The sequence below is a fragment of the uncultured Sphaerochaeta sp. genome (genome assembly GCF_963676625.2).
Classification (GTDB): Bacteria; Spirochaetota; Spirochaetia; order Sphaerochaetales; family Sphaerochaetaceae; genus Sphaerochaeta.
Window position 1 is genome coordinate 43246 of sequence record NZ_CAXXYB010000004.1, and the last position, 26882, is coordinate 70127.

Sequence of the window (26882 nt, forward strand, 5' to 3'; positions counted from 1 at the left end):
TAATGTTCGTAGAATGTGTCGTTGTGGGGCCCTATCAGACAAATTGCTATATCATGGGCAATGAAGAAACCTCAAGTGCCTGGATAATCGATCCAGGTAATGAAGGGGAAACCATCATTGCCCGTCTCAAAGCCCATGATGTCACACCTGTGGCAACCTTGCTTACACATTCTCATTGGGATCACATCACTGCGCTGGCTGCCCTTAAGAAGGAATGGCCTCTTTTGGAAGTCCTCGTTTCCGAAGAGGATTCCGTGTTCCTTGGCAAGGAAGCCTTCAAGCGGTTCTGCGACACCTGTTTTGACATGACATTTCTCCAACAGTACAAGAATGAACTGGAACAACTCCCTCCCGCTACGGGATTTCTCTCCGACGGACAATTTCTCCAGGACTCACACCTGAGAGTTCTCAAGACACCCGGGCATACGCCTGGAGGAGTTTGTCTCTATCATGAAGAAGGTCAGTTTCTCTTTTCCGGAGACACTTTATTTGCCGGAAGCATCGGCCGCACTGACCTTGTCGGAGGATCCTATTCCCAAATTATTGAAAGCTGTCACAAGCTACTTACCCTGCCTCCTGAAGTCCAGGTCCTTCCAGGACACGGTCCGATGACAACCATCGGATCGGAGTTGGACAATCCCTATTTATAAAATTAAAAGAACACTTTATTGACACCTCTGGAATTTATCCGTATAGTGCGGCGTTATAAGCAGAAAGTGAGGCACCGCTATGGATGAGAACACTGGTTTTGAAAAAATACTTGCATTTTCCCGGCCCCTGGAAACCCCTGTTCTCGTCATGGATCTTTCCATTGTCAAAAATAAATACCAAGAGCTTGCAAATGATTTTCCCCAAGCCACGATTTATTATGCAGTAAAGGCAAATCCATCACGGGAAGTCCTATCTGTATTGGATGAACAAGGATCGAATTTCGATATTGCTTCACGCTTTGAGCTGGACCAGGTTCTGGCCTTAGGTATCGATAGTAATCGTCTGAGCTACGGCAATACGATAAAGAAAGCAAAGGACATTGCTTATTTTTATGAAAAAGGCGTCAGGTTATATGCCTCGGACAGTGAACAGGATATACGGAACCTGGCAATCCATGCACCAAAGAGCAAAATCTACATGAGGATCCTCCCTGACGAGTGTTCGACGGCAGACTGGCCTCTATCACGTAAATTCGGCTGCAACCCCGAGATGGCGTATGACTTGCTTGTCTTGGCTAAAAAACTAGGACTGCAACCCTATGGAATATCCTTTCATGTGGGAAGCCAACAACGGGACATCGAACAATGGCAACATGCACTTTACCGGTGCGCTTCCCTGACAAAAAGACTCAGGGAATCTGAGCATATCGATATCGAGATGATAAACATGGGGGGAGGTTTTCCCGCAACCTATAAATATCCAAATCCTCCGATGCAAGAATATGCCTTGAAAATAAACAAATTTCTGCATGAAGAGTTCGGGAAAAATTATCCACGTACAATTATCATCGAGCCAGGAAGGTCCTTGGTAGCAGACAGTGGTACCTTGATCAGCGAAGTCATCCTCGTTTCAAAAAAGACAAATACGAGTGCTTTCCGCTGGGTCTATATAGACGCAGGCTTGTTCAATGGCCTGATCGAAACCCTCGATGAATCCATAAAATATCGAATAACCTCGGAAAAGACGGGAACAGTAGATAAGACAATACTTGCAGGACCTACATGTGACAGCATGGATGTCATGTATGAAAACGATAAGGTCGATCTTCCCGGCAATCTTGTACAAGGTGATAGACTTTATATCCATGCAACGGGGGCTTACACTTCAAGCTACGCCTCGGTAGCTTTCAATGGGTTCCCTCCTATCAACACCATCTGCATCCCCTGATGGGAGAATGTGATAGCCATATAGATAAGGGCCAACTGAATGGCCCTTATTTTATCGGTGCCCAGGCAGTTCCTCTGAATTCTTGCAATCAAAGCATAAAACAGAATACGGTATAGCCCTCAACCGTTCCTCAGGAATCTTCTTCCCGCATTTCAAACAAACTCCATACCTGCCATTATGTATTCTGGCCAAGGCATTTTCTATAGCTCTGAGCCTAGAAGCCTCATGCTTGTTTATGGCTTCCATTTTTTTGAACGCGATATCGTCGGCAGCAACATCAATGCTATCCTTGATACCCATGGAATTCACCATATCCCGGAAATCAACATTATCCTCGGTCAGCTTATCAAGTAATTCCTTTCGCATGGAAATCAGACACTGCTCCATTTCATGTGAGAAAGTATCGGCCACAATATTGCCTCCTCGAGGGTACGAATTATCGTCCCTTGGATTTTTTATGCAATAAAGATGTAGATAACCACACTGAGAGTCAAGCACCTTGTAACGATTTTCGTATATTTACCTGATTTTCGCTGTACTTTTCTATGTTGGATACCAAAACATGATGCCTTTTACGAATCTTTCGTACAAACTGAAAGCCAGCCACAGGGAAAAAACAACCAGGACAAGGAGGTCTGCAGGTTTCAAGGAAGTAGAGAGAAACCACGTTCTTTTCTTATTTTTCCCAAAACCGCGCAGTACCATGGCATTGGTGACAACATCAATTCTATCGAGACTTGAAAGAACCAAGGGAGCTAATATCTTGCTTACGGAACCGATTCGTTTTCTCAAGGAAACATTTTTCGATATATCCACGCCACGAGCCATCTGGGCATGAAGTATATGGACATAGCTGGCAGTCACCTCGGGAAGATACCGCATGGCAAGCCCAACTGCATAGGCGGTACGATACCTGACCCCAATTCTATTGAGGGAAGAAGAAAAATGAGAGGGATGAGTGCAGGTTACAAACAGCAACGCGACAGGAAATATTGCAAAGTATTTCAAGCATACCACCAACAAGTAAAAAAGGGTCTCAAGGCTCAAGGCATACCTTGCCGTAACAGGTCCCAGGATAATGGTTCTGGTCCCCAGGTAGATTCTTCCTTGATCAGGGGAAAATAGAAAAATAAACAGGGCATTTATCAAAATAACATAGCATATGGCAAAAATGAACGGCCGGAATTTCCTCATCGGAACCTTGCAAGTGGCAAGTCCTATCTGGGCCAGGATAACGGAAGGAAGTAAAATACGTATATCAAACGTAGTCAGGCATAACACGACCCAGCCCATGAAAAATAGCAATTTAGTCACCCCGTTAAGTCTGTGTATCCAAGAGTCAGTAGGTTCATAGTGCAAGCCAAATCCAAACTTTTTCCCGGATTTTGCTTCTTTCAGCGGTTTCTTCGCCTTTATTTTCTTTTTCTTTGGGACCGAAGGGTCCGGCAACGTACGCAAGATTCGCAGGATTTTTCCTTGTGGTCTGTTTTTCTGTTCACTGCGAATAAAACAATCGATGAAGGAAGATACATCTTCTATGCAACACCGCTGGGCAAGGGTATACAAACTGGTAACAGTGAGATTTGCCTTTTGCAAGAGCTCGCGATCAGAAAAAACCTCACTCACCTTCTCATCGGCAAGCAGGTGTCCATCACAAAGCACCAAGGAACGACTTGTATATTCCAAGGCAAGATGCATATCGTGGGTAATGAACAGGATGGTCAGTCCCGTCTGTTTATTCAGGGTACATAAAAATTCCATCAAGGCGGTGTAGCGCAGATAATCCTGCCCTGCGGTAGGTTCATCCAAAATAAGGATTTTTGGATTCATTACCAGAATGGAGGCAATAGTAACTCGCTTTTTCTGTCCATAACTCAGGGCCGCGATCGGCCAGGCATGATATTGCTGTAAATTGCAAAGTTCCAGGACATCCATCACCCTTTCTTGAATCTCTTCCTCTTCATAGCCCTTTTGTCTCAAGGCAAAGGCAACCTCATCAAAAATCATCGAATGACTGATCATATGATTGGGGTTTTGCATGACATACCCGATAAAAGGTGAACGTTCAGTCACAGTATCGGTATCGATGCATCGATTCTCAAAGAAAATCTTCCCTTGGTCGGCACTGTTGATCCCGGTCAAAATCTGGGCAAGGGTTGATTTTCCTGCTCCATTTTTTCCAAGGATGCTGACCATCTCCCCTTGCTTGAGAGAGAACGTAATATGCTGTAGGACAGGAACCAATCCATCATAGGAGAAACTGACATCTTCCAGTCGCATCAATTCCGGCCCCTGGATATCAGCTTTTATCTCTGGGGACAGATGATACCATTTGAGTATCTGGTCCTTGAAAGGCTCGAGACCAATGGAGTCCACGGAGGCGATATTCTTGGCCAGGGACAGATCACACCCACTATGTCGCATGGCCGCCAAGTATAAAGGATCCCTGATACCATTTTCGGACAACAAGGAACCCTTGAGCAGTTCCTCAGGTCGCTTATCAGCGACCAAGGCTCCATCTTCAATCAAAAGAATGCGATCCACAGGACAAGAAAGGACATCCTCAAGCCTATGCTCAATGATAATGATTGTTTTTCCCGTCTTGACATGTAATTCATCTATCAAGGAAATTGCCAGTTTCCCGGTGGCAGGGTCCAAATTGGCCAAAGGCTCGTCAAACAATAGGATATCGACATCATCAACCAGGACTCCTGCCAAGGAGACCCGTTGTTTCTGTCCTCCCGAAATTTCCTGGGGGCTTTTGGAAAGCAACGCCTTCATTCCCACTACGTTGGCCATTTGCTCAACCAAGGGAATCATCTCTTGTTGAGGCCTGCACTGATTTTCCAAGGAAAAAGCAATATCCTCTGCAACAGAAAGACCAACAAATTGACCATCTGTATCTTGCAGTACTGTTCCGACTCTTTTGTTCACCTCATAGATATCGGAATTTTCTATATCCAGGGAGGCGACAATGACCGAGCCCTCCATCTTTCCGGGATAGGCGTTGGGAATGAGTGCATTGATACAGTTGCCCAAGGTACTTTTTCCACTGCCAGAGGGACCGACAATCAACACTTTCTCGCCTTTTCTGATTTCCAGGTCAAGATGCTTTATCGTAGGCTTCTGCTGAGCTTTATACGTAAAGGAAAAATCCTTGAAGGCTATGACGGTTTCTTGCATTATTATACCTGCAGGAAATTTCCCTGCAGGTTGAATACTCCTCTATTTTGATTCGTCAAGACTCAGGTCACTATTGTCCTTGTTTCTTTTTGCCACCAGGAACATCAAGAGAGTTCCAAGAATTCCAATTACAATCGTATTGGAGAAGGCAATGATCAGTTGCTGGGTTACCACTTTGTCGAGAGGCTCGGCAAAAAGCAAGAAATCCAAGATCGCACTGATTGAATAACCAACAAAATTACCAATAAAAGCCAGCAGAATAAAGAATCCCACCTGTTTGCCTGAAAATATTCCGGAATCAAGGGCATGCTTGGTCATTAAGGGAAACAAACCAATGACGATACCGACAATGCCGCTTCCCAGCATCCAGGTAGGCCAAACGCCCCAACCAGCAAACATATCAGTAATCCAATGTCCCAGAAATCCTACCAAAAAACCAACGATAGGACCGTACATACCAGCAAACAAGGCAAGAATGGCCATTGCAGGTTTAATCGTGGTATTCGCAAATACAGGGATGCTGATCAAACCGCCAAGACCATACAATGCTGCGCCGATGGCGATAATGACAACCGATTTTACGGGTTTCATGCCTTTGGACTGTTCCATAATCTTCCACCTCCGAAAATTTGATTACATTTTAGCAAATCATATCACGGTTAATGAGATTATCCAGCCTTCACCTGTACCAATTCCATAGGTTGATGAAAAACTTCCTTGGTTGAGGGCTATGGCCAGATTCAAGAGACTGTTTACATAGATAAGGGGTTCTCCCTGGCTTACCTCGGTGAAGCTTCTGCAAAGTTTGATAGGGTAACCAAACACGGTTCGACCATCCTTGGCAATGGTTACATTGATCAACTGACCATAGGTAAGATTCATCCGCTCGATGAAATCCCCGCTGATATTCGTCCATAGGGAACCATAACGGGTATCCAGGATATCAATTGCCCCGATGAGCGTATGCTCATTTTCCAGACGACCCTTTTCGATCTTGAGTTTGACCAAGGAACCGAGGACAGGCCCTACATCCTCGAAGGCAAGAGCACCGGAGGCAAGCCGGGCGCCGGTATAGGCATAGACATCCCGTCCAAAGAAAGTATAACTCTTCTGACTTCCTTCCAATCGATTGAAAACTTCACTTATTTCCCGAACTTCCACGATTCCAACCTGCTGTGCAATATGAGTCAGAGTTCCGTTGTCGGGAGTAACAACCAAGTGTCCTGATTTGGTAAGTGCAACTATACTCTTTCGATCACTGCCAACCCCGGGGTCCACGACACACACAAATACGGTACCCTGGGCCCAATAAGTCATGGCCTGCATCAAACGATAGGAGGCCTCCCAGATGTTGAACTGAGGTATTTCATGCGTTAAATCATCCAAGAGCAAACTATTCGAAACCCGATTCGCAACTCCATGCATTGCGCTTACAGCTCCATCGGCCATTCCGAAATCACTGAGAAAAACCACGGTCTGACGTTTTTCCCATTCTTTTCCTGCCAATAAAGCCTCTCTGTTATTTCGATCCATCCTCTGCTTCCTTTTGAAATAGCTGTATCAGGTTGATGGCTTGGTGCACCAAGAGACCAACTACCACCAATACAATGAGCCCTACGATTCCAATTACCAGAAAGCTACCTTTATATACCAATGCCAGCAGGGAATATCCTACAAGCAAGGATACCAGGAGAATAAAAAGACAGATGATAAGCGAAAGGAGTTCCTTTTTTGTCATGATTGCAAGAATTCCCTGATAATCTGCAAAAATTCATCATAGGTAGTCGCAAGCTTCAACGTAGGTTCCTTTTCCAGAATTTTCTGGGGAGCCCTGAACAGACAACCACCATCGGCTGTATGGATCATGGTAAGGTCATTGTAGGAATCCCCGGCAGCAAAGGTTCGGAAATTCAATTTCCGCAAGGCTTCGATGGCTTGTCGTTTCCCGTCATGCAACCGCATCCGGTACCCTTCGATCATGCCATTCTCCCCTACTGTCAGGTCATTGCACCAAAGCATGGGCCAGCGCAACTGTTTCATCAAGGGTTGTGCAAATTCGGAGAAGGTGTCGCTGAGTATGACAACTTGCGTCATCGAGCGCAGTTCCTCCAGAAATTCAAAAGCTCCATCCAAGGGTTTCATCGTGGAAATGACATCCTGAATATCCGAAAGTTTCAGGTTATGCTGCCTGAGGATCTCAAGCCGGCTGGTCATAAGCTTATCATAGTCAGGGACTTCCCTGGTGGTAAGCCTCAGTTGTTCGATTCCCGTCTTTTCGGCAAAATTTATCCATATTTCAGGGATTAATACCCCTTCCAAGTCAAGGCAAACAATATCCATTTACAATCTCCCCAAGCAATATTCACCAAGGAACTGGGCTACCCCCCTTCCTTGGTGGGAATTATCACCCAACTAACACTAGAATTGCAAGAGGCACGGAAGCTCCCAGATAGGCAGAAGTCTCACAAAGTACTTCGATGGCTCCCAGCACATCCCCTGTTATTCCCCCAAGACGCTTCAGGCTTAGGTGACGTAAGACAAGGAACATCAAGCAAGAGAGAACCAAGGAACCGACAGCCGGATAAAACGAAGGGCTGTCAAGAATTCCCAGAAGGGACAGGACAAGCAGAATTTGCAATGCGGGTGCCACCGCATCTCTTTTTTTACTGGTTTGCACCAAGGCTTGGGCAGTACCTCCCTCTTCTCTTGCATAGGAACAAGTTGCACAGGCAATTACTTGCATGAACCGACCAAGCATTGGGGCAAAGAAAAGAATCGGATAGAAAGGCAATATTGCACCAATGGAAAAAACTTGTACCAACAAGGTACAAACCAGTGCAATGACGGCAAAGGACCCAACATGGGAATCCTTCATTATGGAGAGTGTCCGTTCCTTGTCCCAGCCTCCGCCAAAACCATCAGCCATATCACAAAGACCATCAAGGTGAAACCCTCTGGTAAGGTACGCCTGCAGGGCAACTATCAAGGAGGCACAGACCATTGGGGGAAAAGGAATCAGCGCAATCGCAAAGGAAAACAATCCAAGTATGGCCCCGACTAGAGGAAACCAAAACAATAGGGAGTTCTGGTTCTTGCAATCTTTTCCGGGAACGGAAAAACGCGTCAAGGTGCGCAGGGCACTGACCAGTCCGGAAAAAATCATAACAAGGTACCTTTTATCGCTACTGGGATTCCGGCAACCAGCAATATGACATTCTTGGCCACTCTGGCAATATCCTGATTCATCCATCCTGCAAGATCCCGGAATTTCCTGCTCTCGGCATCAGAGGGGATGATACCCAATCCTGTTTCATTGGTTACCAACAGGATATCGAAGGGAGGATCCTTCAGCAGCGCAACCAATTCATCCATCTGCGGAAATCGATCTTGGGAAAGACCTTTATGAAACAAGAGATTTCCCATCCAGACAGTCAAGCAATCCACTACGACAACGTTTACCGAAGCAGGAAGGCTGGCAATGGCCCGTGCTATTTCCAACGGTTCCTCGACGGTGATGAAACGATCTGCACGATCGGCTTGATGAGCGGCAATGCGAGAACGCATTTCCTCGTCTATGGCTTCTGCAGTGGCAATATATGCACGGGAAATTGTACCCTTACAGGATCTGAGAGCATAATCCTGCGCATAGGAACTCTTCCCGCTACGACCTCCCCCAATAATCAAGGAAACCTGCCTGGAACCTTCTTTTCCCAATTCCTTAGCTTTGCATTTCACACCCTGTTGTTCAAAATCAATTCCGGACATTGCTCAATCCTCCCATTTTTCCCATGATACCATGATCCTTTGCCAAGAGGGCAAGGGAAGAAGAAAAGTCATGTTCATTGAACACTTCCAAAGTCAGTACCCTCTTTTTCCCATCTGCATCCTGGGCCCTCAAGGAATCAAGGAAAAAACCAATGTCCCTTGGTTTTCCTACTTCAAGACTCTGGTGGTCTTTTCCTTCAGCTACCCCATGCAAATGACACACCCTGGTTTTTGGCAACAAAGAAGAGCAGGCTTGGGTATCATCATAGTCCATCAACCATATATGCCCGATATCCAAGGTAACCGCCAGATCATATTTTTCTACCAGAGGAAGGACATACGAGAAGGGATAACTGAGGGTCTCCGCACAGAACATCGTAGGCTCGAGACCTGAACGGGCAAGAAGAAGACCCAGACTTTCATCCAGGCATTCCTGCCAGAGAGGAATATTTGTCGAGGGCAACGTAGCCCATTGGTCAGGGGTAAGGTGAAGGATGTATCCAAAGGGATCAAGATCCGTTGTAAGGTCGATTACCTGCAGATAGGTCTCCAAGGTCTTCTTCCGAACGGATTTGAGCATCGAGCCAGGAAAAACATCCAGGGGAAAATGAATGGTATACGTCAAGTCGAAATCAGAAGCAAGGGTTTTCAACTCAGAGATTACCTGTCTAGAAGGAAAATTATCCTCACCCTGGCTTTCAAAAAGAACCAATTCGATGTCATCGACCAATGGAGCCAGGTACCTTACATTGGGAAGGATGTCATCGGCAAGGATATAGCTGGTTGTTCCTATTCGAAGCGAGGATTTTTGAATTTCCATCACTTCACCAATCCCAAGGAGCCCAAGATCGCAGTACTGTCGGTAACCCCGCCTTGTTGAAAGGAAGTCATTTCAAAAAGAATCTTGCTGGCAAGCTTGACCAAAGGCCAGGCGGCCAAGGAACCTGTACCTTCTCCTAGTTGCATATGCAATTGCAAGAGAGGTTGATTCAATCCAAGATAGTGCAAGAGCAAGTCGTGCCCTTGCATTCCCGAACAATGGCAAGGAATGAGATACTCCTTGCATCCGGGATCCACGGCACAGGAAACCAAGGCGGAAGCAGTAACAATAAAACCATCAAGCAAGACAGGCAATCCCAGTTCACAAGCTTCCAGGATTCCCCCGGCAATGGCTGCCAATTCAAAGCCCCCGAGGGATCTGAGCAGTTCCAAGGGATCGCTTGAGGGATACAAAGCAACGGCTTTTTCCACAACTTCCAATTTATGACGCAAGTCCTCATCCCCCAGACCCGAACCCCTGCCGGTAATCAAGGCAGGTTTATAGCCAGTCAAGGCAGAACCAAGGGCAGAGGCACTGGTAGTATTGCCTACCCCCATTTCTCCAAAGGCGATTGCATCGAATCCTTCCTGTTTTCTTTTTCGCACCAGAAGCCGGCCTTCCTGCATTGCCTGTTGGCATTGAACCCTGCTCATGGCAGGTTCCTGCAAAAAGTTTTTTGTTCCCATCGCCACCTTATGATTGAGTACTTGATCTTCAGGTGCAAAAACATGTTTTACCCCGACATCGACAACAGACAAGGCTACTCCATTGGTACGGGCAAAGAGTGAACAAGCCCCTCCTCCCTTGGCAAAATTCACGCATTGTTGCCAGGTTATTTCCTGGGGACTATGGGTGATAGAGGCCTCATAAATACCATGGTCCCCGGCAAAAAGAAGCAGAGCCAAGCTTTTTAGGGGTTGAGGAGAAATCAGGGCAAGATGCAACGCCAAGTCCTCGAGTATTCCTAGACTATGGGGAGGCATTGCCTTGGCAAGCAAGGCCTGTTCAAGGTTTTTTTTTCGGGACATATCGATTGGTTCTACAGACATATCGACATTGTAGGGATTATTAGGCTGGTATGACAAGCAGGACGATGATACAATCAGCTTCATGCAGACAGCTGGGTATATTTTTCTGGACTTCATTACGGGATTGGTCATCTCGATTATGGTAGTGTGCAACACACAATTGGGAGTCTCTTCCACCATGGGAGTCTCCTTGATCCTCAACCACGTAATGGGTTTGATCATCCTCTCGACAATCCTGCTCCTTGGTAGAAAAAGCAAGAAATTGAACCCGCCGAGAAAGAAAGCTCCGTTCTATCTATGGTTCAATGGTCTTTTTGGTCTCGCCATCCTCAATTGCAATTATTATACCGTCGTATATACAGGGGCTTCTTTGGCCATGGCCAGCACCGTCTTCGGCCAGAGTGCCATCTCCCTGCTCTATGACCTGACAGGTTTCATGGGAATGAAGAAGAGTACCTTAAATAGGAAAAAAATCATCAGTTTACTCATTTCCCTGGGAGGAATCCTAGTCATGGCAACCAGTTCCAACGCAACGTTTGCCTTTGCCTTCATCCTATTGGGAGTCTTGGCAGGAGTCCTGACCATGACCCAAATGGTACTTAACAGTACCTTTTCCCAGTATAAGGGATCTTTTTTTGCAGCAAGACATAATGTCCTGGTAGGACTCCTTGCTGGTTCCCTTTTCTACTTTTCGGTAACTCCTGAACAAACGCTCACTGGCTTTCAAAAGCTACCTACCATCTCTCCCTGGCTTATCGTAAGCGGGGGAACCCTTGCTGTCTTTGTCGTGGTATCGACAAATATCGTCGTGACCAAGATACCGACCATCTACTCTGCATTGCTTTTATCTTCCGCGCAGATATTGATGAGCCTGGCCATCGACGCAACTTTTTATGACCAATTTTCCTGGACCCTGTTACTGGGAGCCATCCTGATGCTTTTTGGTATGGCGGGGAATCTTCTTGCCGACCGGCAAAAGAAACCTGTCAATCCTTGCTAATACCATACCTTGCTTCGTTTTCCTGTACAAAACCTTCGCTCTCAAGTTGTTTGAGACAGGCAAAGACACGCTCTTCTTCAAAATTATCAAGCAAGGAATAGAGACTATCCAAGGATTTAGGCCCTGTATCGGAGAGGACGTGAATCAATAGTCCCCTGATCTGTCGGTTGGAATTCTTGAATTTGGACTGTTTTGTGTAATGGGCACTACGGGTATTGGCATTCGGCAAAAGCTCCTTGAGCAATACACCATAATCCATGAGGGCATAATACCAGGCTTTCATATCCTCAACCATCAAGGCAAGACGTTTGAGCAACTCTTCAAGTACCTTGTCGGAAACTTGCGTTTCCTCAGGGAAAAAACAAGTGAGCAAGACTCTTCGGATATTGGTTTCAAGGTAAATTGCCTTTTCATTATAGCAAAAGCAAAGGATTGCAGAAGATGTCGACTTCCCTACCCCTGGCAGGGAAAGAATCAAATCCTCGTCATCAGGAATCGTCCAGTTCCACTGTTCAGTCATCTTTGCCGATTTTCTGAGATTCAAGGCCCGTCGGTTGTATCCCAGGCCCTTCCATTCAGCAAGCAACTCATCCAGCGAACAGGTAGAGAAAGTTTCAAAAGTAGGCCAAAGAGAAAGAAATCGCTCATACTTGGGCAGAACCCGGGAAGTCTGCGTTTGTTGCAGCATTACCTCGGAAAGAAGAATCCGATAGGGATCACTGGTATCTCGCCAAGGAAACTCTCTCTTCTGTTCTTTATAAAAATCAAAGATAAAAATGCAAAAGAGAGCAAGAGAAGCTTCATCCTGTCCAAAAGTTTGTCCAAGATATTGTTGTGCCGATATCTCATCAAGAGAGGGAAACCCTATCATTTCTTTTCGCTGAATCTTTCTGGCATGATGAAATCACCTTTTTGGTTATTTCGTTTTGCCTCGGCATCCGCTGCTTTATCCATAGCCTCAGCAGAAGGAGTCTCTCCTCGTTTGAATTTCTCTTGTCTACGCAGGTATCTTGCCACGGCGTTCTGCTTTTCATTTTCCCTTTGATAACTCTTTCCGCTACTCATAAGGACAGCAATGGGACGGAGAGTTTTTATATTTGCACACAAGATTTGCAAGACACTGGTAAGGGGAACAGAAATAAACATCCCCGGGATGCCCCAGATATACCCCCACAAGGAAAGAGAAACAAGTATTACGAACGGCGAGATGTTAAGTTGCCCACCCTGAAGCCTGGGGTCAATGATGTTTCCTATAATTGTCTGGATGCTGATCGTCAGCACTCCCACAAAAATTACGGAGGACCAGTTGGGAGCAAATTGAATGACGGCCATCAAGATTGTAAGGGAAGTAATGATCACCGATCCGATGGAAGGAATGAAATTGAAGAAAAAAGCCAGGACGCCCCAGAGAAGTGGGAAATCGAGACCCGTCACTATTGCGGCAATGAAGAAGAACAGCCCTGTAAAGGCGCTGAGAACACTCTTGAGCAAAAGATATTTTGAAACCTGTTTGGTAATTCTTTCAAAGAGCACCGCCATCTTCAGCCCTCTGTTCCGAGGAATCGCAGCCAAAAGCTTTGGTACAAAGGATCGTCGTTCCAACAAGAGAAACAATACAAAAATATATACAAGCAAGACAACTTTGGTTATGGACAGGAATCTGCCGGATATACTGGTAAGGCTATTGATTGCCAAGTTTGACCAGTTAACGGGCAAAGCCGACAAGAAAGAGGTTCCTGCCGGGAGATTGATAATCCCTGATAGGCGCTGGGAAAGCAAACCATCCAGAGAGGTTATTTTTTCGGCATAAAAAGGAACTACTTTTATAAGTGTATTGATCGTCATGACAACAAACCAACCAACTCCAAAAAACAGAAACAGCAATAAGGCCATGACCAAAGTAATCGAAAAGAACCGAGGAATGTGGAGTGCATCCATTTTCCTGACTATGGGACTCAGGATCAAGAAGACAAACAACGAGAGGACCAAGGGAATCGAGACATCCTTGGAAGCCTTCAAAATTGCCAGAATCATGATCGAAACGATTATACCGAGGAAAATCTGCATATATCTGCTTGAGGTTGGTGAGGTTTCCGTCATGAAACAACTATAGACTAGCTTGGAAAAAGCTTCAATATCTGCTATTACTGGTTTTATGGATCAACGAACAAACTTGGAAAGGGTTCAGATTGTTCTCGTGGACACTCAGGACGGTGCAAACATCGGTTCTGTCTGCAGAGCCATGAAAACAATGGGGATCACCCGCCTTGCCCTCGTAGGTGAGCGGGAATATGATGAGAACAGGGTTCGCACACTCGCTTTGCATGCAAGCGATGTATGGGAAAAGAGCATACGGTATCCATCCTTGGAAAAGGCACTTGCTTCAAGCGTCCTCACTGTCGGATCAACAAGGCGCCGGGGAAAATTCCGAAAAGACAGTTCGGTAAATCCCGAACAACTTGCTGAAATTGTTACAAAAACAGGGGATGGGTTGGTTTCCATTGTCTTTGGAAGGGAATCGGATGGCCTCACCGATGAGGAGGTTGCCCAATGTTCTTTGATTGTCACCATACCGACCAGTGACCAATTTCCTTCCCTGAATCTTTCACAGGCTGTACAAATCATTACCTACAACCTCTTTGACAAACTAAAGCCATGGCCAATCCAGGCCAATCCCGTCGACCAGGCCAGATGCGAGCAAGGATCAGCCACAGCAGTAGGCTCCCTCGATGAAATCGGTTACTTCAAGCAACCACAGGAAAAACTTTGGACCTATCGTTTTTTGAGAGATGTTTTTGAGAGAGCTTCCCTCAGCGAGAGCGAAATGCAAAAAATGGAAAAAGTTTTCGTCAAAATGTGCCGTATAAGCGCCCATAAGGATGTAACAGAGGATGCATGAACCCTTTCTTGTACCGATGCCAAAAGTGATCGCCCATCGTGGGGATAGTGCTAATTACCCGGAAAACACTTTGCCGGCCTTTCTCAGTGCAGTAAAAATGAACATTGATGTAATAGAAACCGATGTTCACCTTTCCAAGGACGGGGTACTGGTAATTTGGCATGACCCTACCCTCGACAGGAATACAAACGGCTCGGGAAGGATCGAGGATCATACGCTTCCCCAATTGAAAACCTATGATGCAGGGTACACTTTCACCAAGGATGGGGGCAGGACTTTTCCTTTCAGGGGAAAAGGAATAACACTCTGTACCTTGGATGAAGCCTTGAAAGCTTGCCCCGACCAACGTTTCAATGTGGATCTCAAAACCAAGGATCTTGCAATAGTCGATGAATTTCTTGCTGTCGTACAGACAAACCAAGCTGAAGCTCGCGTTTTAGGTGCTTCCTTCCATCTCTCGAACCTAAGGGAGTTGAGAAGAAAGGAACCAAAAATACTGACCAGCCTTACAACAGTGGAAGTATTGTCCTATCTCATTTTGCAAAAATTGCATATCTTGCCACGAACCTTGGGCAAAGGGCGCAGAATCATTTTCCAAGTCCCTGTCAGCCAAGGTATCCTCAAAATCGTTACCAAGGAATTTGTTACGCAAATGCACAAGAGAAACGCCGTCATCCAGGTATGGACCATCAATACCCGAAAGGAAATGGAAGAGCTGTTTGCCTTGGGTGTAGACTCAATCATGACGGACAAACCAGCCTTGGTCATAGAAGTGGCCGAAAAATCAGGTCTCAGAAATAAATAAAAGGAAAACTATGGAACCCTCTGAAGTATTTTTCATCAATTTGCGCTGCGAAAACGGGGATTCACGTCTTACCAAGCTTGAACGCCTCATCAAAAAGGCTGGAATCGGAAAAATTGACATGCAAGGAAAATATGTTGCAATAAAGATTCATTTCGGAGAACCTGGCAACTTGGCATTTCTCAGACCGAATTATGCAGCGACTGTCGTGCAAGTCATCAAGGAATTGGGAGGAAAACCCTTCCTTACCGATTGCAATACGCTCTATGTAGGGGGAAGAAAAAATGCCCTCGACCATATCGAAAGTGCCTACAAGAATGGATACAGTCCCTATGCCACCGGTTGCCACATCATCATCGCCGACGGATTGAAAGGAACAGATGAAGTACTCATTCCCGTAATCAACGGCAAGTATGTCAAACAAGCAAAAATAGGCAGGGCTTTAGCCGATGCCGACATCATCATCTCTCTTGCTCATTTCAAGGGACATGAAGGAACCGGTTTTGGAGGAGCCTTGAAGAACCTTGGTATGGGAGGTGGCTCTCGTGCAGGGAAAATGGAACAACATAGTGATGGCAAACCGTATGTGAACCAAGAAAACTGCATCGGTTGCGGAAATTGTGTGAAAATCTGTGCCCATGATGCTCCTACGGTCACAAAAGGCAAGGCCATGATTGACCATGAGAAATGCGTTGGCTGCGGACGATGCATCGGTGTATGCCCGAAAGACGCAATAGTACCAGGAGATGGCAGCTCCAACGACAAGCTCAATTGCAAGATAAGCGAATATGCTAAAGCCGTCTGCGAAGGAAAACCAACCTTCCACATCAATGTGGTAATCGATATTTCCCCGTTTTGTGACTGTCATGGCGAAAATGATGTTTCCATTGTTCCCGATGTAGGGATGTTTGCTTCCTTTGATCCGGTTGCGCTGGATAGAGCCTGCGTAGATGCTGTCAATGCACAACCTCCCATACAAAGCGGACGGCTAGGCGATACTGTCCAATCGCATTGCGACCATTTGACCGACAGCCAGCCAGCTACCAATTGGCGAGTTGGGCTGGAACATGCCGAGAAAATTGGCCTGGGAAGCCAGCATTACCGCTTGGTCACCGTGAAATGACAATCATTTCAGGTACACCTCCAAAGGACTACCTGAATACACAAAAAGGATCAGTTTTAACAACTGATCCTTTTTGTATCCAGACAGCACGCAGCTATCTTAAAACACTCTATCTAGGAAAGCATGGTCCGTACGTCGATATTATCTTGCTCGATATCCTTGAAATATTTATAGGTATCGACTTTGAGTTCCCCACAAGAAGGTTCATCACAAACGATGATTGCTCTCGGATGCAACTGCAAGGCACTGCAAGTCCAGCTTTGGCTTACGGCCCCTTCAATGGTTGCCTGCAAGGCCCTGGCCTTGGAATGTCCATTTACCAGGATAACGACTTCAAGACTATCGGTTACCGTCTTGACTCCAACAGTAAGGGCCCTTTCGGGTACTTTGTTGATGTCATGATCGAAAAACCTACTATTCATCACCTTCGTATCATAGGTCAGGGATTTAACCCTGGTACGACTTGCAAGGCTGCTGAACGGTTCATTGAAGGCAATGTGACCATCTGAGCCAATACCTCCCAGAAATAGCCGGATTCCCCCAAACGAAGCAATCTTAGCTTCATAGGAAGAACATTCGGCCTCCAGATCAGGAGCATTTCCATCTAGGATATGTACATTTTCCCGTTTGATATCGATATGACTGAAAAAATTGTTCCACATAAACGAATAGTAGCTTTGCTCATGATTTTTATCGATACCTACATATTCATCCATATTGAAAGTAACGACATGCTTAAATGATACATATCCGCTTTTATTCAAGTTAATCAACTCTGCATAGGTTCCCAGAGGAGAAGAACCGGTGGGAAGTCCCAGGACAAAAGGTTTTTCCTCGGTAGGAGTGAAAGCCTTGATACTCTTTGCAATATACCTGGCAGCCCAAAGGGACAGGTCCTCATAATCGTTCTGAATGATAACGCGCATGATTTCTCCTTTCGTGTCAGTGTATCCCCAAAAAGTAGTCGATACAACCGGTTTGGATGCAGTCCTACCGGGCATCCTCAATAATACCACCACATAAAATGATGTCATTGTCATAGAGGACCAAGGACTGCCCGTTTGTCGCGGCTTTTATCTCTTCACTGAAAACAGCCGTAAGGGAACCATCCTCGTTTTGATGGACCTCAGCTTCACTGGGGTACCCTGTCGACCTGATCTTTGCCTGCACCAGCTGAAAACCTTCCAGCTTGTCAACGACACCCCATACGATATTGGAAGCCGTTACGGAACGTTGCAAGGCCTCTTCCTCGAAACCAACCACGACCTCATTGGACTGGGGTCTCAGGGCAAGCACATACAAAGGTCGTTCGGCCGCAATGCCAAGCCCTTTTCGCTGGCCAATGGTATAATGCCAGATACCTTCGTGTTTTCCCAGGATATTCCCCTTGGAATCGACAATGTTTCCGTTTTGATTGGTAACATCCAATAAATCAGTATAATCGCCACCATAAAAATCCTGGCTCTCATCCTGCATGACATCGTGGAAACCCTGTTCGACATCTATCTTGCGAACATCTTCCTTCAGCATTTCTCCCAAAGGAAAAATAATCGTTGAAAGTTGTGCCTGATTGAGTCGATAGAGAAAATAGGATTGATCCTTTTTCAGATCCACGGCCCGGGCAATGCCATAACGGCCATCTTTCTCAACTATTCTCGCATAATGACCAGTGGCAAATTTGTCAAACTGCAATCCTTTTTCCCTTGCATATTCAACCATTGCCCCAAATTTTATCTTGGCATTGCACCAAATGCAGGGATTCGGAGTCCTCCCGTTCAAATATTCATCCTGGAAATTCTTGAGCACCACCCGTTCATAGAGTTCACTCAAATCAAGAATTTGATGTTCTATTCCTATTTTTTCACAGATAACCTTGATCTTTTGCAAATCTTCAGTTTTTTCTGGGGCAAAGCAACTATTTGATTTTTTGGGAGCAGGTAAATCAGCCTTCCCATTCCAAATGGTCATGGTAACCGCAACTACTTCATGCCCCATTTGTTTTAGCAGATAAGCCGCTACCGAAGAATCGATGCCGCCACTCATGCCTACCAGTACTTTCATAAGTACCTCCAAAAAAATTATTGTCCTTGGATTATACAAGAACCGCCTTGGAATTCCAAGGCGGTTCAAACAAGCGAGAGCGACGGGACTCGAACCCGCGATCTACGGCGTGACAGGCCGTCGCGATAACCAGCTTCGCTACGCCCTCGTAGCAAGGAGAAGCTACACTATCCAAAAAGTTTTGTCAACACTCCTAAAAAAAAGTTTATCATCAATTTCCTTTATCTATGTTGCACTTTGTTGTATTATGTAGAAAAGCATGTTAGCTTCAAGGATTTTGAAAATTTTTTATTCTTTTACATACAAAGAATTAAAAATAATATCTTCATCCTGTAAGAAATATGAACGGTCAGAGAAAAAAGGAAAACCGCTTTTTCTTTGGAAGAGGAGGGAGACAATGGAAATAATAGGGAAACCCTTGAACAGGGTGGATGCAAAAGAAAAAGTTACTGGAAAAGCAAAATATACAGGTGATCTGGTAGACTCCCATGCGTTGATCGCAAAAGTCTTGCACAGCACGATTGCAAATGGACTTGTAAAATCATTTGACCTCATTGAAGCCTGGAAGGTACCGGGAGTCATCGACATCGTTACGTGTTTCGATGTACCTGATTATCAATTCCCCACTGCAGGCCATCCCTGGTCAACAGAAAAAAAACATCAGGATATCGCTGACAGAAAATTATTGAACAGCCGTGTCCGGTTCTACGGAGATGATATTGCGGCAGTCATTGCTGAAAATGAAATTGCGGCAATTACAGCGGTAAGAAAAATCAAGGTGACCTACGAGCAATATGAGCCCCTTCTCTCCGTCGAAGCAGCCATGCAACCGGGAGCCCGCCCAATTCATGAGGAAAAACCAGATAATGTGGTTGTCCATTCTTCCTATGAGATAGGTTCATTTGAACAAGCCATCCAGGAACCTGGACTGATCAAGACCGAAGGGGATTACGAGACTCCCATTGTCCAGCATTGCCATATCGAAAATGCCAACTCCTTTGCTTATATGGAAAGCGGCAAAATAGTCATAGTAAGCTCCACCCAAATTCCCCACATCGTACGACGCGTCTGTTCCCAGGCCCTTGGTATTGGATTCGGCGATATACGGATCATCAAGCCTTATATCGGCGGTGGGTTCGGAAACAAACAGGATGCCCTGACAGAACCCTTGAACGCCTATCTCACTACTCGAGTCGGTGGACGTCAGGTACAACTTGAATATACACGAGAGGAAACCTTCAGTTGCACAAGAGTTCGCCATGCAATGAAATTCCATATAGAGTCCTACGTACGCAAGGACGGAAGTCTTGCGGCCCGTTCTGTTGTCGCCTACTCCAATCAGGGCGCTTATGCCTCTCACGCACATGCCCTAGTTGCCAATGCAGTCAATGGTTTTCGCATGATGTACCCTGTGGGGGCAATCAAGGGCGAAGCCTATACTGTCTATACCAACATGCCCACAGCCGGTGCCATGCGAGCCTATGGCATTCCCCAGATTGGGTTTGCCCTGGAGTCCCATATCGATGACATCATTGCAAAAACAGGTTTCGACCCTATTGGTTTCAGAAAACAAAACATGATGAAACTTGGCTATGTCGATCCTCTCACGACCATTACCTGCCATTCAACAGGCTTGGCCGAGTGCATCGATACAGGCGAACAATATCTGCAGTTCCTGAAAAAACGTGAGCTCTATGCCAAGCAAACAGGTCCTGTGCGCAAAGGCGTAGGCATGGCAATATTCAACTACAAGACAGGAGTCTATCCAATAAGTCTGGAAACCTCGGCTTGCAGGATGCTCCTCAACCAGGATGGTTCATTGCAACTCCAGATGGGAGCAACGGAAATTGGGCAAGGTGCCGACACGGTATTCTCCATGATGGCTGCCCAGACTGTCGGGCTATCCGTTGATAAGGTACACATCATCAGCAAACAAGATACCGATGTCACTCCCTATGATACAGGAGCCTATGCATCCAGACAAACGTATGTCTCGGGAATGGCCGTCAAAAAGACTGCCCAAGTCTTTAAGGCAAAGATTCTTGACTACGCGGGTTTCATGCTCAAGAAGGATCCCGTGGATCTGGACATCCAGGATAACTTCATCGTCCATAAGAACAAGACTGAGCATTTGCTGTCAGTTGGCGAGGTAGCCTTGGAATCCTGTTACAGCTTGACCAATTCCCACCATATCGCAGCGGAAGAAACCCACCATTGTACAGACAATACCTATTCCTTCGGCGTATGTTTTACAGAAATCGAGGTGGATATTCCTCTCTGTCAAATTAAGGTACTGGATATCATCAATGTCCACGACTCAGGAATAATAATCAACCACCAGACAGCAGAAGGTCAGATACAGGGAGGAATGAGCATGGGTTTGGGTTATGGCCTTTCCGAACATCTCATATTTGACCAGAAGACAGGTCGTATGTTGAATGACAACCTTCTCGATTATAAATTGATGACGGCCCTCGACACCCCGGATCTCCATGTCTCCTTCGTGGAAACACAAGATCCAACTGGACCGTACGGAAACAAAGCCCTGGGAGAACCTCCCGTAATCCCGGTGGCCCCGGCATTGAGGAACGCGTTGCTCAACGCAACAGGCGTTGCAGTCAATTCGATTCCACTCAATCCAGAGAAATTGTTCGTGGCATTTGAAAACGCAGGAATTATCAGATAATAAGGAAGAAGAGCATGTACGATTTCAATACTTTATATGAAGCACATTCGGTTGAAGAAGCCTTGAAGCTTAAAAAGGAACATCCCCAAGCCCTGTTGCTTGCAGGGGGAAGCGATATCCTCATCAGCATTCGCCATGGGAAACTCGCCGGTTGCGATCTTATCAGTATCTATGGACTTGATGAGTTGCGAGGCATATGCACAGAAGACGATGGCTCTTTGTTGATCAGACCGCTTTCCAGCTTTACCGATATTACGATGCACCCCCTTATCAAGCGCCATATTCCTGTCCTGGGTGATGCTGTCGATCAGGTCGGAGGCCCACAGGTCCGCAATATCGGCACAATCGGCGGAAATATCTGCAATGGAGTCACCAGTGCAGATTCAGCCTCCACACTCAAGGCCTATGATGCAATCCTTGAGTTGACCAGCCTCGAGGGCATTCGGATCCTCCCCTATGCCGAGTTCAACCTTGGACCGGGAAAAGTAGATCTCCACCCCGGTGAAATACTGACGGGCATCAGGATTCCCAAGGAAAGTTGGGAATCGACGTACGGACAATACATAAAATATTCAATGCGCCGGGCAATGGACATTGCAACCCTTGGGTGTTCGGTCAATGTCAGGCTGACCGAGGACAAGAAACGTATAAGTAGGCTTCGCGTTGCCTTCGGAGTCGCAGCCCCTACTCCCATCCGCGCCTTTTCCGCGGAGAAACAGGCCGAAGGGCATCTCCTTGACCAAGAACTTCTCAATCTGGTCAGCGAGGGATCTGCCTCGGATGTAATGCCAAGAACCAGTTGGAGGGCCTCGAAGGAATTCAGGCTCCATCTGGTGAAAGAACTTTCCCAAAGGGCAACCATCGCTTCGATTGAAAAGGCAGGAGGCAAAATCAATGGCTAGAAAAACAGTTACATGTACCATAAATGGAATAAACAGGGAATATTCGGTCGATGTACGATCATCCCTTTCCGATATGCTTCGGGGAGAAGAAGGTCTTGACAGCGTCAAGCACGGTTGTGACGTAGGGGAATGCGGGGCCTGTACCGTACTCATTGACGGAAGGCCTTTCAATTCCTGTATTTATCTTGCCGTATGGGCCGAAGGGAAAAATATATTGACGTTGGAAGGCTTGAGTGACACCAAAGGTACCATTTCCGATATTCAACAAGCCTTCATCGACGAGGGAGCCGTACAATGCGGTTTCTGTACCCCGGGGTTCATCATGTCGTCGTTGCCAATAATCAACAGTGACACTCCCTATAGCAGGGAAGAAATCCGAAAGCAAGTTTCAGGAAATCTCTGTCGATGCACTGGCTATGATAAAATTGTCAATGCAATCGAAAAAACCCAGATAAAACGGATACAGGAAAAGAAAGCCTGAAAATTCCCTCATCAGTCCAGGAAAGTGACAAGCAAAACAACTTTGGCACTTTCTGTGGACTGGTTTCTCCATACAACAGTCTTTCTTCTTTCATCCTGAACCAAGTCATAATATCCCCGTCAATTCTTGCAACCTTGCGCATCCTCTCGTATACTTGCCATACCAGAGTGAGGAGTCGTCATGCAAGAAGCTATCTTATTATTCTTCCAAAACCACGCAAATCCTTTTTTTGATCTTGTTGCCAATGTATGCTCATTTTTTGGCGAACAGACCATCGTCATAATTGTCATGGTGGCAATTCTTTGGTGTTACGATAAAAAAAAGGGATTCGCCATTTGTTCAGCGTTGCTTTCCAGTCTCATCTCTATGGGAATATTGAAAGCAATTGTCAGAGCCCCCCGACCTTTTACCGTCCTTCCCTCCATTGCGGGCAAGCGGCTGGCTACTGCCACGGGATATTCCTTTCCCTCGGGACATACAACTACGGCTGCTTCCTTCTACTCTGCTTTGGCGATGGCCTTCAAAAAACGAACAATCAGTATTTTTTGCGCCATTCTGATCGTATTGGTCGGCATCAGCAGACTCTATCTGGGAGTTCATTGGCCGATTGATATCTTTGGCGGATTGATTCTGGGTACCTCTATCAGTCTTCTTTGTTATGCAGAATTCGAAAACCTGTATGAAAACAAAGACAAGCGATACAGCATATCGCTTGTCGTGGGTATCTTGGCATTTGTTTCGAGCCTGACTATGGCCCTGCTCCTCCATTTTGAAAGCATTGACACCGTAGCCTTTACCGATCTGATGAAAACCTTGGCCTTAGGCGGCGGCGGATATCTGGGGTTTGCCCTTGAAGTCAGGAAAGTCAACTATAGCATAGAAGGTTCAGTGGGACGAAAGTTGATACGGTTTTTAGTCGGTCTGGCAGGAATCCTGCTGATCATGGCCTTGAAGCTGGCAATACCCACATCCGTGTATTATCTTGGTTCCCTGGTGCGTTATACCTTGATCGGACTTTGGGCAACGGGCCTCTATCCACTTATAGGAAAAAGTCTTTTTTAAGATTTTCTATGGTTTTCGGTTCAATGCCCTTGGTTATGAGAAACCGCCTCAAATCCAACATTTCATTCAAATGACCATAACATTCCTTATGGAGAATCTTTCCGCACATAATGGCATCATCAAGTGCGTAGTGGGCCTGGTATTCCAACCCAAAATGATCACAAAGAAAAGTCAATTTATAACTTGGTATTTTCGGCCATACTTTCCTGGCTATCATATAGGTGCAGATATAGCTCATGGCACGAGTCTCGATATCATAGGTTTCGAAGCAACCTTTCAGTACTTTCATGTCAAAGGCCGCATTATGGGCAACCAAGATATCCTTGGCAATAAAATCCTTCATATCAGGCCAGATGACATCGAATTCACCAGCTGCAAGGCATTCTTCACTATCCAGATGGTGGACTGCAGTCATTCCGGGGTCAAAGTACGGATGCTTGGGATGTATCAAACTATAATAACTATCAAGCAGAGTTCCTTCTTCATTAAAACGGGCCAAGGCGACGGCACAAGCGCCACCTTCATAACTATTTGCTGTTTCGAAATCCAATGCTACATAATTCATTTTTGTTTTCCTAACATAATTGATAAAATCGTCTTGTCTGTCTCTTCCATGCCTTCATGACTTATCCGGGACAAGAAGATCATGCTTTCCAGACTATTCTTTCCTACAATACCGCTTTCAATCCCGGGAGACAGTCCCTTGAAAGCTAGTTGGCAGGCCAAGGTGGCGGCCTCGACACACGAATAAATCTTCAGGGCACAGGTCATCTTTGCCCCATCACAGATAATACCCGTCAAGTTTCCTATCATCGTGTTTATTGCCCTATCCATGACAGATAAATCGCCATCGAGCAGATAAACAAGACCGCAGGCACATCCAATTGCTGCGGTAAATGCACCACAAAGGGCACTGAGACGATCTTTTCTTGCTGTCAGGGAAAGACCGACTAATTCACTTACAATCAAAGCCTGGGCTAATTTTTCATCACTAGAACCAAGATACTCGGCTACGACAACCAGGGGAACAGTAAGGGTAATCCCTTGGTTTCCACTACCACTATTGATAATGACGGGAAGAGGACACCCTGCCATACGTGCATCACTGGCAGCAGCGGCAAGGGCGGAAGCAAACCTGAAGGCATCAGAAAGGGTTGCAGGGGGCAAGGAGAGTCCTTCTACGGCAGTTTTTCCGACACAAAGCCCATACTGGTTATCAAGAGCATGCAAGGCAATCGCTAAATTTGTATCCTTGGCTTCGAGAACCAGTTGCAGGGCTTCTCGGGGAGCCTGGGCGGCATAGGCAACAATATCCTCCAGGGAAGCACTTCCGATGATATCCTCATCGTTTTTTTGAAGGGGTGTGCTACAGTTGTCAACAGGAAGATCAAGAAGGATTTTTCCGTCTCTTTCCAGATAACTGAATCTATCATGTTCTCCGCTGATGACGGCAATGGCCGAATGGTTTCCAGCATGGACACAAACCTTGATATATAACGCCGGTACAGCTTCCTCAATGGTAAGAGATACCGGAAGGTTCTTGGCCAGTATAAGCTGGGAATCCTCTATATGACTGAGAATACTCAAGCCTTGTTCAATATCTCCGCCACAGGAGCCAAGGGCAACTGCAGCTTGAATACCCTTCAGATCACAATTCGGCAGTCCGACTCCCATGGCATTCTTGACCATATCGCGGCTGGTATATATTTCCAAGGAAGAGGGAATCACACCAAGCAATTGGCTTGCCTTGGCACCGACCAAGGCTGAAGCGGCAGGTTCGGTGCATCCCATGGCAGGTCGCATCTCTTTCTTGAGCAATGTAAAAAATTTGTCCATGAGAAGACTATATCATGTCTCGGCTTCCTATTCCAAGGGAAAGCTCATATCCCTTAGAGAGGAACAGCAGCAAGAAATACTTTTCCCACAACCTCAAGCTTATAATCCTTGAGTGAAGCGGCAAGGACATAACAATCCCCTTTTTTCACCAAAACAGTACCTTCCTCACAACTGAAGGTTGCCTCCCCTTCAGTACAAAGAAGCAATTCAATGCTTCTTCGGTCATGGACTTCGTAGGTTCCTGACGGACAAACCATCAAAAGGAATTCTTCTGTCGGTGTCAAAATATGGATTCGTCCCGATTTGCCTTTCAGTGTCGGGGTGCAATCAACTTGCTTGCTACGGATATCCAAGACTTTCATCAGTTCCTTGACATCGACTTTCTTGTGGGTCAACCCACCACGAAGGACATTATCCGAGGCACTCATCAATTCTATGCCATTTCCCAGAACATACGCATGCAGGGTCTTCGGTTCAAGGAACAAGGCTTCTCCCGGTTCCAGATGCTTCACATTCAGCAGGAAAGGGCAAAACAGACCAGGATCCTCAGGAAAGGCTCCATAACAGGAAATGGCTATGCCCTTGCTTTCCAAGAATCTTCCATCTCCTGTGGCAAAGGGAAGTTCCTCCATCGCTTTGAGCGAAGAAATATACTCAGCGATGCAAACCTTCAAGTCGACTTTGTCCATGGTATATAGTCTTTCAAACAATTTCCCGATCTCTTTGTCAGGCTCAGGGGCAAGTTCATCAATATCAAAAAAATACTTGGCATAACTTTCAGGAATAAGCAGGGTCAGTGTAGCTATGATTTGGCTAAGCGGTCGAAAGGCACACATAGCGGTAACAGGCGTCAGGGCATAGAGGACCTCCGCCTTTCGGTTTGGATCCTTATAATTCCAAAGTTCCTTGGGAAGACGGGTACGAAGGGAAGCTTCACGTTCCCAACCTTCCTTTGCCTGAATGGTAGAAGGATGACACTGTATGGAAAGAGGTCTATCAATGGCAAGAACTTTCAACAAAAGAGGCAAGACAGGACCAAACTGTTCCAGATGAGCCTGTCCAAACCAATTCTGGCTATCCTTTTGCAGAAATTGCGATAGTTTCTCCCCGGTAGCTGCAACGGTGGCTTCCCCACTTTCATGAGTTCCTATCCATAGTTCTGCCTTGGGCTTCCCATCTTCGGCAATACCAAGCAAATTCGGGATAAACGAAGGATTTCCCCAATCATAATCCTTTATCTGGGGTTTTATCTGGATATATTTCATTGCAGGCCTCCAAACCCAATTATAAGGGGCTTGGGAAGCTATAGCAAGGGAAAGCATGAAAATAGCCGCATCGAAGACAACAGAAAGTCCT

General features: G+C 46.0%; 27 protein-coding genes and 1 tRNA gene. 10 read left to right on the forward strand and 18 right to left on the reverse strand.

What is annotated here, in order from left to right; translation table 11 throughout:
* Window positions 1-2: 2 nt before the first annotated feature.
* Together ACHZBG_RS03380 and ACHZBG_RS03385 are read left to right on the forward strand one after the other, a co-directional pair.
* Complete coding sequence (locus ACHZBG_RS03380) at window positions 3-650, forward strand: MBL fold metallo-hydrolase (RefSeq protein ID WP_320128034.1); 648 nt, start codon at window positions 3-5, stop codon at window positions 648-650.
* 79 nt (window positions 651-729) lie between these two features.
* The gene (locus ACHZBG_RS03385; protein WP_320128035.1) at window positions 730-1878 is read left to right on the forward strand and encodes a type III PLP-dependent enzyme; all 1149 of its coding nucleotides are present in this window, start codon (window positions 730-732) and stop codon (window positions 1876-1878) included.
* Window positions 1879-1929: 51 nt separating this feature from the next.
* Here the strand turns inward: ACHZBG_RS03385 and ACHZBG_RS03390 are convergent, their stop codons facing one another.
* The 10 genes from ACHZBG_RS03390 to cobT all read right to left on the reverse strand — a co-directional run bounded on the left by ACHZBG_RS03390 (window position 1930) and on the right by cobT (window position 10695).
* Window positions 1930-2289 carry a TraR/DksA C4-type zinc finger protein gene (locus ACHZBG_RS03390; RefSeq protein ID WP_320128036.1) on the reverse strand — a complete coding sequence of 120 codons (360 nt, stop codon included), beginning with the start codon at window positions 2287-2289 and terminating at the stop codon, window positions 1930-1932.
* A 132-nt stretch (window positions 2290-2421) separates the two neighbouring features.
* Window positions 2422-5061: a DUF3744 domain-containing protein gene (locus ACHZBG_RS03395; RefSeq protein WP_320128037.1), complete on the reverse strand. Its 2640-nt coding sequence runs from the start codon at window positions 5059-5061 to the stop codon at window positions 2422-2424.
* A gap of 42 nt (window positions 5062-5103) precedes the next feature.
* Entirely contained in the window at window positions 5104-5670 is a 567-nt protein-coding gene (locus tag ACHZBG_RS03400) for an ECF-type riboflavin transporter substrate-binding protein (protein WP_320128038.1), read from the reverse strand.
* A gap of 39 nt (window positions 5671-5709) precedes the next feature.
* Window positions 5710-6594 (reverse strand): S-adenosyl-l-methionine hydroxide adenosyltransferase family protein, encoded by an 885-nt coding sequence (locus tag ACHZBG_RS03405; RefSeq protein WP_320128039.1) that lies wholly within the window; start codon window positions 6592-6594, stop codon window positions 5710-5712.
* Entirely contained in the window at window positions 6581-6799 is a 219-nt protein-coding gene (locus tag ACHZBG_RS03410) for a hypothetical protein (RefSeq protein ID WP_320128040.1), read from the reverse strand. The genes ACHZBG_RS03405 and ACHZBG_RS03410 overlap by 14 nt, the downstream gene beginning before the upstream one ends.
* Window positions 6796-7401, reverse strand: a complete 606-nt coding sequence (gene thrH / locus ACHZBG_RS03415) for a bifunctional phosphoserine phosphatase/homoserine phosphotransferase ThrH (protein ID WP_320128041.1) — start codon at window positions 7399-7401, stop codon at window positions 6796-6798. Before thrH ends, ACHZBG_RS03410 begins: the two co-directional genes overlap by 4 nt.
* A gap of 64 nt (window positions 7402-7465) precedes the next feature.
* Window positions 7466-8224 (reverse strand): adenosylcobinamide-GDP ribazoletransferase, encoded by a 759-nt coding sequence (locus ACHZBG_RS03420; protein ID WP_320128042.1) that lies wholly within the window; start codon window positions 8222-8224, stop codon window positions 7466-7468.
* Window positions 8221-8826, reverse strand: a complete 606-nt coding sequence (cobU, locus tag ACHZBG_RS03425) for a bifunctional adenosylcobinamide kinase/adenosylcobinamide-phosphate guanylyltransferase (RefSeq protein WP_320128043.1) — start codon at window positions 8824-8826, stop codon at window positions 8221-8223. The genes ACHZBG_RS03420 and cobU overlap by 4 nt, the downstream gene beginning before the upstream one ends.
* A complete protein-coding gene (gene cbiR, locus ACHZBG_RS03430; protein ID WP_320128044.1) occupies window positions 8813-9646 on the reverse strand; it encodes a cobamide remodeling phosphodiesterase CbiR in 834 nt (277 codons plus the stop codon). Before cbiR ends, cobU begins: the two co-directional genes overlap by 14 nt.
* Window positions 9646-10695 carry a nicotinate-nucleotide--dimethylbenzimidazole phosphoribosyltransferase gene (gene cobT, locus ACHZBG_RS03435; protein WP_320128045.1) on the reverse strand — a complete coding sequence of 350 codons (1050 nt, stop codon included), beginning with the start codon at window positions 10693-10695 and terminating at the stop codon, window positions 9646-9648. Before cobT ends, cbiR begins: the two co-directional genes overlap by 1 nt.
* A 61-nt stretch (window positions 10696-10756) precedes the next feature.
* Here cobT and ACHZBG_RS03440 point away from each other — a divergent pair, with 61 nt between their 5' ends.
* Complete coding sequence (locus tag ACHZBG_RS03440; RefSeq protein WP_320128046.1) at window positions 10757-11674, forward strand: DMT family transporter; 918 nt, start codon at window positions 10757-10759, stop codon at window positions 11672-11674.
* Here ACHZBG_RS03440 and ACHZBG_RS03445 read toward each other — a convergent pair.
* Together ACHZBG_RS03445 and ACHZBG_RS03450 are read right to left on the reverse strand one after the other, a co-directional pair.
* Window positions 11661-12545 carry a DNA repair protein gene (locus ACHZBG_RS03445; RefSeq protein WP_320128047.1) on the reverse strand — a complete coding sequence of 295 codons (885 nt, stop codon included), beginning with the start codon at window positions 12543-12545 and terminating at the stop codon, window positions 11661-11663. The genes ACHZBG_RS03440 and ACHZBG_RS03445 overlap by 14 nt on opposite strands.
* Entirely contained in the window at window positions 12542-13774 is a 1233-nt protein-coding gene (locus ACHZBG_RS03450) for an AI-2E family transporter (protein ID WP_320128048.1), read from the reverse strand. The genes ACHZBG_RS03445 and ACHZBG_RS03450 overlap by 4 nt, the downstream gene beginning before the upstream one ends.
* A gap of 55 nt (window positions 13775-13829) precedes the next feature.
* On the opposite strand from ACHZBG_RS03450, the gene ACHZBG_RS03455 reads away from it, so the two are divergent.
* The 3 genes from ACHZBG_RS03455 to ACHZBG_RS03465 are packed head-to-tail and all read left to right on the forward strand — an operon-like array spanning window position 13830 to window position 16498.
* Entirely contained in the window at window positions 13830-14573 is a 744-nt protein-coding gene (locus ACHZBG_RS03455; RefSeq protein ID WP_320128049.1) for an RNA methyltransferase, read from the forward strand.
* The gene (locus tag ACHZBG_RS03460; protein ID WP_320128050.1) at window positions 14566-15378 is read left to right on the forward strand and encodes a glycerophosphodiester phosphodiesterase; all 813 of its coding nucleotides are present in this window, start codon (window positions 14566-14568) and stop codon (window positions 15376-15378) included. Before ACHZBG_RS03455 ends, ACHZBG_RS03460 begins: the two co-directional genes overlap by 8 nt.
* Before the next feature lie 10 nt (window positions 15379-15388).
* On the forward strand, window positions 15389-16498 hold the full coding sequence (locus tag ACHZBG_RS03465) for a DUF362 domain-containing protein (RefSeq protein ID WP_320128051.1): 1110 nt from the start codon (window positions 15389-15391) through the stop codon (window positions 16496-16498).
* 113 nt (window positions 16499-16611) lie between these two features.
* On the opposite strand, the gene nagB is transcribed toward ACHZBG_RS03465, so the two are convergent.
* From nagB to ACHZBG_RS03480, 3 genes are all read right to left on the reverse strand, one after another.
* Window positions 16612-17424 carry a glucosamine-6-phosphate deaminase gene (gene nagB / locus ACHZBG_RS03470; RefSeq protein WP_320128052.1) on the reverse strand — a complete coding sequence of 271 codons (813 nt, stop codon included), beginning with the start codon at window positions 17422-17424 and terminating at the stop codon, window positions 16612-16614.
* 64 nt (window positions 17425-17488) lie between these two features.
* Window positions 17489-18559, reverse strand: coding sequence for a tRNA 2-thiouridine(34) synthase MnmA (gene mnmA / locus ACHZBG_RS03475; RefSeq protein ID WP_320128053.1), 1071 nt, complete (start codon window positions 18557-18559; stop codon window positions 17489-17491).
* A gap of 74 nt (window positions 18560-18633) precedes the next feature.
* Window positions 18634-18707: transfer RNA gene (locus tag ACHZBG_RS03480), tRNA-Asp, on the reverse strand.
* Between the two features lie 249 nt (window positions 18708-18956).
* On the opposite strand from ACHZBG_RS03480, the gene xdhA reads away from it, so the two are divergent.
* From xdhA to ACHZBG_RS03500, 4 genes are all read left to right on the forward strand, one after another.
* Window positions 18957-21245, forward strand: a complete 2289-nt coding sequence (gene xdhA / locus ACHZBG_RS03485; RefSeq protein WP_320128054.1) for a xanthine dehydrogenase subunit XdhA — start codon at window positions 18957-18959, stop codon at window positions 21243-21245.
* A 14-nt stretch (window positions 21246-21259) separates the two neighbouring features.
* Entirely contained in the window at window positions 21260-22147 is an 888-nt protein-coding gene (gene xdhB, locus ACHZBG_RS03490) for a xanthine dehydrogenase subunit XdhB (RefSeq protein ID WP_320128055.1), read from the forward strand.
* On the forward strand, window positions 22140-22628 hold the full coding sequence (xdhC, locus tag ACHZBG_RS03495) for a xanthine dehydrogenase subunit XdhC (RefSeq protein ID WP_320128056.1): 489 nt from the start codon (window positions 22140-22142) through the stop codon (window positions 22626-22628). Before xdhB ends, xdhC begins: the two co-directional genes overlap by 8 nt.
* 180 nt (window positions 22629-22808) lie before the next feature.
* On the forward strand, window positions 22809-23690 hold the full coding sequence (locus ACHZBG_RS03500; protein ID WP_320128057.1) for a phosphatase PAP2 family protein: 882 nt from the start codon (window positions 22809-22811) through the stop codon (window positions 23688-23690).
* Here the strand turns inward: ACHZBG_RS03500 and ACHZBG_RS03505 are convergent.
* The 3 genes from ACHZBG_RS03505 to manA are packed head-to-tail and all read right to left on the reverse strand — an operon-like array spanning window position 23668 to window position 26791.
* Window positions 23668-24255, reverse strand: coding sequence for an exonuclease domain-containing protein (locus ACHZBG_RS03505; protein ID WP_320128058.1), 588 nt, complete (start codon window positions 24253-24255; stop codon window positions 23668-23670). The genes ACHZBG_RS03500 and ACHZBG_RS03505 overlap by 23 nt on opposite strands.
* On the reverse strand, window positions 24252-25526 hold the full coding sequence (locus tag ACHZBG_RS03510; protein WP_320128059.1) for an L-serine ammonia-lyase, iron-sulfur-dependent, subunit alpha: 1275 nt from the start codon (window positions 25524-25526) through the stop codon (window positions 24252-24254). Before ACHZBG_RS03510 ends, ACHZBG_RS03505 begins: the two co-directional genes overlap by 4 nt.
* 53 nt (window positions 25527-25579) lie before the next feature.
* Window positions 25580-26791: a mannose-6-phosphate isomerase, class I gene (gene manA / locus ACHZBG_RS03515; protein WP_320128060.1), complete on the reverse strand. Its 1212-nt coding sequence runs from the start codon at window positions 26789-26791 to the stop codon at window positions 25580-25582.
* Between the last annotated feature and the right edge of the window lie 91 nt (window positions 26792-26882).